This is a genomic window from Vibrio sp. 10N.247.310.24, from assembly GCF_041467175.1.
GTDB lineage: Bacteria > Pseudomonadota > Gammaproteobacteria > Enterobacterales > Vibrionaceae > Vibrio > Vibrio tasmaniensis_A.
Map to the genome: position 1 here is coordinate 1 of NZ_JBFSUD010000135.1, position 6,626 is coordinate 6,626.

Sequence of the window (6,626 nt, forward strand, 5' to 3'; positions counted from 1 at the left end):
CTCATTAGTGATTGTACTCACTTAACTCAGTGTCCAAAACTGCTGGTGCGGATCATTCCCTATGGGGCTAGATATCTTGGCATCCAAGGAAGTCATTACTTTTACAACAACAAGATACAGAGGTCATGATGAGATTGATTCGAATGCGTGAAGTACTTGATAAAACAGGGTTGAGCAAGGCAACGTTATATCGTTTAATTGCTGCTGGTGAGTTTCCTGCGAGTATCCAACTATCTTCTCGTGCTGTCGGATGGGAGGAGTCGTTGGTGGATGAGTTCTTAATGAAAAAAGTTAGTCAGAGCAACTTCAAACGAGAGCAAGCTGAAATGAAGAAAAGTCCTCACTACGTTCCCCCAGAGAGAAGAGTTAGTCCCTACTTACGATACTAAGACAAAAAAGGAGCGTCATGCTCCTTTCTGATAATCAACAGACTACAAGCCTAAGGCTTTCGCTGTCTGTTTGTATTCTTGTTCGATTTGAGATTCCACTAGCTCTCGTCTTGCTTCAATAGGTGCTCTATCTGAGATGGCCTGTGCGCGTGATTCGAGCTGCTTCAGTTCATTCTGTTTCCAGTGATTGAGAGATTGTTGGATCTGCTCAGGTGTCAGGGTGGCTTTAATCGATTCGACACTGAGTGCATCAATAGCACTGGCAGCACTTACGTTCATTGAAAGGGTTAAAGCGGCTAGTGTGATAACTTTAGTAATGATTGATTTCATGATGATTCTCCAATTGAGATGTGTGTATTAATTAGGTAAAACTCAACGAAGTGACGACTGGTGGGGTAAACGCAAATGGTCGAAAAACAGGGTTTTCTTTAATAATATGCGTCTCAGATGAGGTTGTTTCGACTAGGCCATACTAAGGGGGCGGCCGTCCCCCTTAACACTGCTCGTCTTAGCTAAAGACGGTTGATGGCGCAGCCACTCATAAAGCACAGTTCTGCCTTGCACACTAACCTAATGGAGTTGATGTAAGATTAGTGCCCCATACTTTACTTTGATTGCGCTATGGCTCAATGGAACATGAAAGGGAGTAAGTGCCCTGTAGGTTCCATTGAATTTGTGAAACAGAAGTAAGGTATCACTGCTTGCGTCACTATCTGTCCGATGCAATCAACTGAGTGATATTGGTTGTTTGTAGAGCCGAACGCTGAGGCTCTGACTTGAGTTGATATTGTTGTAAGTGAAAATCTGACGGGTAATCAAAGTAGAAGGTCAGTACTTTCAGCTTAGCAATACAGGTTAAAGGAAGGTCGTCGTAATCGTTGAATGTGTTTTGGTAGACGAGATAAAGCTCACTTGTGGTGGTCGTAATACCAACAGGTGAAACTTGCTCTATCTGCTCACCGGATTTAAGGGTAAGCGTGATTTGCTTTTGATGAACCAGTGCCACTGAAATGGGTTCGAAAAACTCCCCTAGCAGGTCGGGTGCGTTTAGTTCATCTATCGCAGCATGTGCTTTGCTTGTGTCTCCTTGTGGTGGTTTCATTCCTGTGTAGGAGCGTGGCTGAGCTCGTAACAGGCTGAATGTAAAATCAATGGCGTACTCTAAGGATGATGGAAGTTGCTGACTAAGGGTTGCTTTAGCAAGCTGTAGTAAGACAAGATCCCTAGCGCTTAAGGTTGGTTGGCTGTACATTCCGCGACTGTAACCGAAAGGTTTACTTCGAGTGTCTTTGTCGACATCAAAATAATCGACAATGACATCAAGATTACGCTGTACGCTTCTGATGCCTCGGTACATTCCTGCATCGGCTAACTCAGCCTGAAGCTGCTTAGCCGTCACCTTTCGACCTTGTGGTATGCGTCGATACAACTCAAACACCAATGATAATTGCTCTGTGGTACTGGCTTTATCCCTTGTTGTCATTGTTAGGTCACTGCTGGTGGCTGATTGATAGAATGGCAATCATCCTAGCGATGGGTACGTCACTATCTGGCCGATAGCGTCTTTAGCTCATCGATATTTTAATCTCGTCATAGGCTCCCATTTGTAAGTAAGCGAGAAAGTTACCTTCCCAGAGAGAGTAGAACTCCACAATGGCTTGGTTGTGACAGCTTTGCCATCCCATAGGGGCAATGAGCGCTTGTCCGTTAGCGACATCAAAATCGACATTACGCTCAAGTTCTGGGTAGATGTTGCCTTGGTAAGCGAAGTCAGTGAGATATTGGATTTGATACTGACTCTCATCTTCTTTCAGTAACATGATTTCGACAGGATGATACCCTCCCGCTTCAGCACTGTAAGTGGTATCTCGAAAGTTAATGGTGAGGCTTTCACCGTCCTTCTTGGTTGGGTTCTGTTTCCAGAATGTCTCCATCTTGCTTTTCAACAAACTCTTAAGCTTCTGAGAGACTGGTGAGTATGGCGCTGTGATTGTTAATGTTTGAGATTTCATAGGTTTTCCTTTCAATCGTTTTGGTCAGGTCAATGATATGTACCTGAGTTTGATTTGAATCGAATGTGGTGGGGGATGCTTGAAGTGACAACGACTAGAATTGACTGACGACCGTTAACGTCTGTGTATCGAACTGTGATGCCTTTAGGTGATTGGTGAACGCCTTAAGCCAGCTAATGAAGAGCGACTGCACCTCAGGCCGATTGAGCTCACATCGTTGGATGTCAGGTTGGTAGAACCATTGATGCTTGAAGTTGAAATACAAAGCCACATCAACACTCTCAGCTTCTGGTGTCGGGTAATCAAAAGAAGCGATGAATCGCACTTCCCAAGGCTCATTAGTGTTAGCTCGTTCAAGCTGTACCTCAATCGGTTGTATCCCGCTTCGGTTGCGATAGAAGCTTGCGACCTTGAGATTAAGCGCCACTCGTTTTGTTTCGGTGGGGATGTCATATTGCTCAATCAATAGCTCGACAAGCTGGTGGAACAAGTCGAGTTTGAAATTACGTTTGATACTACGATTCATAGCCAACCTCTCTCAGCAAAAGAGACACAATCACTGCCCACCACAATGTGGTCGAGTACTCGCACATCAACCAGTGCTAAAGCATCCTTTAAACGCTCTGTAATGCGTCTATCAGCTTGTGATGGGTTGGAGTCACCCGATGGATGGTTATGAGCAAAAATCACTGCTGAGGCGTTTCTCTCAAGTACCAGCTTCACCACTTCTCGTGGATACACTGAAGCACTGTCCACCGTGCCAAAGAACAACTCATTGAATTCAATCAACTGATGTTGGTTGTTGAGTAACATTACCCCAAAGACTTCTCTCTCATATTCTCCTAGCTTGCAGCGTAGAAAGGCTTTCGTGTCATTCGGACGTGTAAAGGCATCCCCGCTGACCAATCGACTCTCTAAGATCTCGACGGCTTTCTCTAATATCTGGTGCTCCGTAACGGGAGCGCTGAAAGTATATAGCGTTTCCATATCTTCTCCTTGTATCAATAAATGCAGTGCTCAAGGGAATGATATAGATGTGAATAATTCTTCAATCGAATCCAAATCCACTATGAGACCGACTGAGACTTGTTGAGATAAAAAATACAGACCTGCGTCTTTGTTTGAGTGATACCAACAAAGGCAATAACCATGAACCCAAACCATTCAAACACTGAACACCCGAATCGCTTGATAAGACTTAAAGAAGTGATTCATATCAGCGGTCTTTCCAGAGCGTCGATATACAGCTTTATGGAGGAAAATACTTTTCCTCAATCCGTGTCCCTAGGCGCAAGAGCCATTGGTTGGCGATATCAAGATATCCAAAATTGGATACTAGAAAAGATACAAGAGCGAGATGAGAAGTTAATCAAGCAGGCTGAGTTGAAAGCAAAGCAGGAGAAACGTTATGGTCGATAATACGATTGAGAATGAATGTTTCCGTGAGTACCAAATCGATACGGTGGATGGGGGGCTTTCGCTGCCACTGATAGAAAAACTCTATTTTGCTTATCGAAGTGTCTTAAGTCGTTTTGGTCACAGTTATGTATTTCGGTTTCGGCTAGGCATACCCAGAAAGTACAACCATCAAGCCAAGACGTTATTTAATCAGTGGTTTTATCGATTCTGCCATTACAGACAGAAGGATAAGATTAGCGTGATATGGAAAAAGGAAATATCTGACACTGGCGCAATCAGCTACCGCTTCACGATGTTTTTAGATGCAGCTTCCTACCAACCGATGGCAAATGAATACCAAATCAGAAAAAAACTGACGAAAGACATTACGCGAACGTGGGCAACGACCACACAGACAAGCCAATACGACATCAGTGAACTTTGCTCCTTTCTTACTCAACCCCTGATTGAACTCAATAAAGACCATGAGGATTTTGACCACCAACACCGCTGCTTGTTCTTCGTACTAAGCAGACAAGCCAAACTCAGCACAAATCATGATATTGACGTTCAAAGCACGATAGGTTCATTTGTCAGTAAATCTAAAAAGAAAGGAAGGCAGCCGAGAAAGCCGAGAGAAAAAAGGTCAAAGAAAAGACAACCATAATCCGCGAGGCCACCAGCACAAGTATGATTGATGTTACGGGCTGGAAGGTAAACCAATAACGGGATGTCCTATATCTACAGGCTGATATTAGGTTAGGGAAATTTTTACACTTCAACTCTATCTCATGAGTGATAACCATAGAGGAAGAACTTCATGAGATTAGTTCGTTTAAAAGAAGTGATAGAAAGAGTGCAGTTAAGTAAGTCGACCATCTACAAAATGATGGCTAACGGGGAGTTCCCACGCAATGTCTCGCTTGGAGAGCGAGCCTCAGCATGGGTTGAGCATGAGTTGGATGAATGGATTGAGAGCAGATAGTAGCAATGACATGAGCCAGCAGCGAATGCTGCTGGCTTTATGCCCTTTTAGAGAAGGGGTTTGAGTTGGAGGCGTCTTGTTTCATTGGGCTAGAATAAAGTTATCTAAGTTGCTTCGGGATAAGAGCCCTTTAGTGCGACTACTCAAAAAAGTTTCTGCCCCAAAAATTGGTTTCGCCAAAAAGTCTACATTCAAATGCGAGTGGATTTTGACCAAATAGAACTAATCTGACACCCAAAGCTCACAAAGAACAAAAAAATGGGGGGCAGAGTGCAGTTCTTAGCTCAAATGAATTTGCTAATTTTTGCCCAGTCAATCGCTTTGAAAGCGTCACAAACTTACAAGGCGTTATGGAAGTAATATCGCCTTGATCAAGTGTCTAAAAACTTCGCTAAGAGCGTTTGAGGGCTGTTTCTGATAGCAAACTCGCGCATTTACCATAATAGGAATAATGACTACAGGACAGGACAGAACAGACTTTTGATGCAGATAGTGACATTTTTGGTCTGAGACCAAGATTAGCGTCAAATTTGATCTTGGCTTTTTGGTTTGAGATAATTGGATTTCAAAATTAAGGCATATCTCCATGAAAATATTAATTTTTTTGTTATTTGTAACTCTATCATCATTAGCTCATGCGGATTGGAAAGTTAATAACTGGGAAGGCTCTGGTAATGTAAAAAATGCTGAGTCTTACTCTCTATATAAAAATATCAAAGTTGTTATGGAGTGTAATGCTGGTTCTGCGAAAGCTACTCAGTTAACGATTGAGCCATATTTAGCTTATGAACCAGGTAGGTATGAAACCAAAGTTACGTCTTATCATGTAAATGATTTTTTTGGTAATAAACTGGCGAAACCAAAATTTTCATATTTTGATGTGGTATCAGGAAGTGAGAGGTATCGTCATATATACGTTTTTACCAACTCTGATCTCAACAAGTTAAATGGTGAAGATGCTATGGGGTTTGAGGTGAAAACTTATATTGGTAAATCATCTGATTATCTAAATGTATGGTATTCATTAGATGGTTTTAAGCGTGCATATCAAACATTGAATTGTGATGGTTCTCATTGATAATAAACTTTATATGAGGGTATATGAGCGAATATGAAAGATTAGAAAATGAAAAAAGAAATGGCTGGAGTAAATACAACAACTCAAATCACTCATCTGAAGAAAGATATGAAGGGGCAATGATTGTTATTAGTTGCCACTTTCAACGTTCTGTTAACGCCAATCCAGAAAGGCACATAAGATTTAATGAATATGTGAGCAGTTGGTTGTCGGCTAATCAGAGTCACTTTCAAGAAGTAAGATCAAAGCTATTGAGAGAGTACCCACCATTAAGTCATTCACATTTAGAGTGTGGAACGTCATATTTTACATAACGGCACTTAATACGCACCTAAACCAATACTTTTGCTAGTGCGATGCTACTCATCGCACTAGCTCTTCACAAGTAGATTTGACATACCCCTAGTTATTGATGGTTTTCTAATTTAGCAAAAGTACTGGCAAGGTTTTGTCCAAAAACAAGTTAACTCGTTGTCTGTGGCGCATTCAAACGCAGACTTTCTCGCCTAGAAATTGTAATCCATATAACTTAAATTTTGCTCCGTTTGGGTGTGTAATAGCGACCAGATAGTTCGAGCATTCTTTGCTGCAAGAGCGACAATAACTCGGTTCATTCCTCGTCGTTCCAACACACCTCGACACCACTGACTGAGCCTGTCTTGTTTATCAACTAGATTAGCAATGACCGTTCTAGCACTATAGCCGAGTAAGGCGGCGTTTTTCAAGGTAGTTGTCATCATTCGCTTGTTTACTAAGCAGCTTCT

Annotated in this window: 11 protein-coding genes and 1 pseudogene; 6 read left to right on the forward strand and 6 right to left on the reverse strand. The window is 42.2% G+C overall.

Annotated elements, in window-relative coordinates:
• Positions 1-125: 125 nt before the first annotated feature.
• Positions 126-389: an AlpA family transcriptional regulator gene (locus AB6E08_RS22345; RefSeq protein WP_102250024.1), complete on the forward strand. Its 264-nt coding sequence runs from the start codon at positions 126-128 to the stop codon at positions 387-389.
• 42 nt (positions 390-431) lie between these two features.
• Here the strand turns inward: AB6E08_RS22345 and AB6E08_RS22350 are convergent, their stop codons facing one another.
• The 5 genes from AB6E08_RS22350 to radC form a co-directional block, all read right to left on the reverse strand.
• Positions 432-719, reverse strand: coding sequence for a hypothetical protein (locus tag AB6E08_RS22350; protein ID WP_102250023.1), 288 nt, complete (start codon positions 717-719; stop codon positions 432-434).
• A gap of 379 nt (positions 720-1,098) precedes the next feature.
• Positions 1,099-1,872: a hypothetical protein gene (locus tag AB6E08_RS22355; RefSeq protein ID WP_241909274.1), complete on the reverse strand. Its 774-nt coding sequence runs from the start codon at positions 1,870-1,872 to the stop codon at positions 1,099-1,101.
• Positions 1,873-1,954: 82 nt separating this feature from the next.
• Positions 1,955-2,401 carry a DUF2787 domain-containing protein gene (locus tag AB6E08_RS22360; RefSeq protein WP_102250021.1) on the reverse strand — a complete coding sequence of 149 codons (447 nt, stop codon included), beginning with the start codon at positions 2,399-2,401 and terminating at the stop codon, positions 1,955-1,957.
• 94 nt (positions 2,402-2,495) lie between these two features.
• Complete coding sequence (locus AB6E08_RS22365) at positions 2,496-2,927, reverse strand: DUF2787 family protein (RefSeq protein ID WP_017100148.1); 432 nt, start codon at positions 2,925-2,927, stop codon at positions 2,496-2,498.
• Entirely contained in the window at positions 2,924-3,388 is a 465-nt protein-coding gene (radC, locus tag AB6E08_RS22370) for a DNA repair protein RadC (protein WP_102250020.1), read from the reverse strand. Before radC ends, AB6E08_RS22365 begins: the two co-directional genes overlap by 4 nt.
• 162 nt (positions 3,389-3,550) lie before the next feature.
• Here radC and AB6E08_RS22375 point away from each other — a divergent pair, with 162 nt between their 5' ends.
• The 5 genes from AB6E08_RS22375 (at position 3,551) to AB6E08_RS22395 (ending at position 6,176) form a co-directional block, all read left to right on the forward strand.
• Positions 3,551-3,820: an AlpA family transcriptional regulator gene (locus AB6E08_RS22375; RefSeq protein WP_017081608.1), complete on the forward strand. Its 270-nt coding sequence runs from the start codon at positions 3,551-3,553 to the stop codon at positions 3,818-3,820.
• Positions 3,810-4,466 carry an inovirus-type Gp2 protein gene (locus AB6E08_RS22380; RefSeq protein WP_102250019.1) on the forward strand — a complete coding sequence of 219 codons (657 nt, stop codon included), beginning with the start codon at positions 3,810-3,812 and terminating at the stop codon, positions 4,464-4,466. The genes AB6E08_RS22375 and AB6E08_RS22380 overlap by 11 nt, the downstream gene beginning before the upstream one ends.
• A gap of 153 nt (positions 4,467-4,619) precedes the next feature.
• A complete protein-coding gene (locus AB6E08_RS22385; RefSeq protein ID WP_102250018.1) occupies positions 4,620-4,784 on the forward strand; it encodes an AlpA family transcriptional regulator in 165 nt (54 codons plus the stop codon).
• A gap of 586 nt (positions 4,785-5,370) precedes the next feature.
• Positions 5,371-5,862 (forward strand): hypothetical protein, encoded by a 492-nt coding sequence (locus AB6E08_RS22390; protein WP_017099651.1) that lies wholly within the window; start codon positions 5,371-5,373, stop codon positions 5,860-5,862.
• A gap of 23 nt (positions 5,863-5,885) precedes the next feature.
• Positions 5,886-6,176, forward strand: a complete 291-nt coding sequence (locus AB6E08_RS22395) for a hypothetical protein (protein WP_133151482.1) — start codon at positions 5,886-5,888, stop codon at positions 6,174-6,176.
• Positions 6,177-6,368: 192 nt separating this feature from the next.
• Here AB6E08_RS22395 and AB6E08_RS22400 read toward each other — a convergent pair.
• Positions 6,369-6,626: pseudogene (locus tag AB6E08_RS22400) on the reverse strand (hypothetical protein); the annotation flags it as partial.

Excerpts from the sequence above, each read along its gene's own strand:
- AB6E08_RS22390 (WP_017099651.1), top strand. The coding sequence starts at position 5,371 with ATGAAAATATTAATTTTTTTGTTATTTGTAACTCTATCATCATTAGCT.
- AB6E08_RS22360 (WP_102250021.1), bottom strand. The coding sequence starts at position 2,401 with ATGAAATCTCAAACATTAACAATCACAGCGCCATACTCACCAGTCTCT.
- AB6E08_RS22395 (WP_133151482.1), top strand. The coding sequence starts at position 5,886 with ATGAGCGAATATGAAAGATTAGAAAATGAAAAAAGAAATGGCTGGAGT.
- AB6E08_RS22385 (WP_102250018.1), top strand. The coding sequence starts at position 4,620 with ATGAGATTAGTTCGTTTAAAAGAAGTGATAGAAAGAGTGCAGTTAAGT.
- AB6E08_RS22365 (WP_017100148.1), bottom strand. The coding sequence starts at position 2,927 with ATGAATCGTAGTATCAAACGTAATTTCAAACTCGACTTGTTCCACCAG.
- AB6E08_RS22375 (WP_017081608.1), top strand. The coding sequence starts at position 3,551 with ATGAACCCAAACCATTCAAACACTGAACACCCGAATCGCTTGATAAGA.
- AB6E08_RS22350 (WP_102250023.1), bottom strand. The coding sequence starts at position 719 with ATGAAATCAATCATTACTAAAGTTATCACACTAGCCGCTTTAACCCTT.
- AB6E08_RS22380 (WP_102250019.1), top strand. The coding sequence starts at position 3,810 with ATGGTCGATAATACGATTGAGAATGAATGTTTCCGTGAGTACCAAATC.
- AB6E08_RS22355 (WP_241909274.1), bottom strand. The coding sequence starts at position 1,872 with ATGACAACAAGGGATAAAGCCAGTACCACAGAGCAATTATCATTGGTG.
- radC (WP_102250020.1), bottom strand. The coding sequence starts at position 3,388 with ATGGAAACGCTATATACTTTCAGCGCTCCCGTTACGGAGCACCAGATA.
- AB6E08_RS22345 (WP_102250024.1), top strand. The coding sequence starts at position 126 with ATGATGAGATTGATTCGAATGCGTGAAGTACTTGATAAAACAGGGTTG.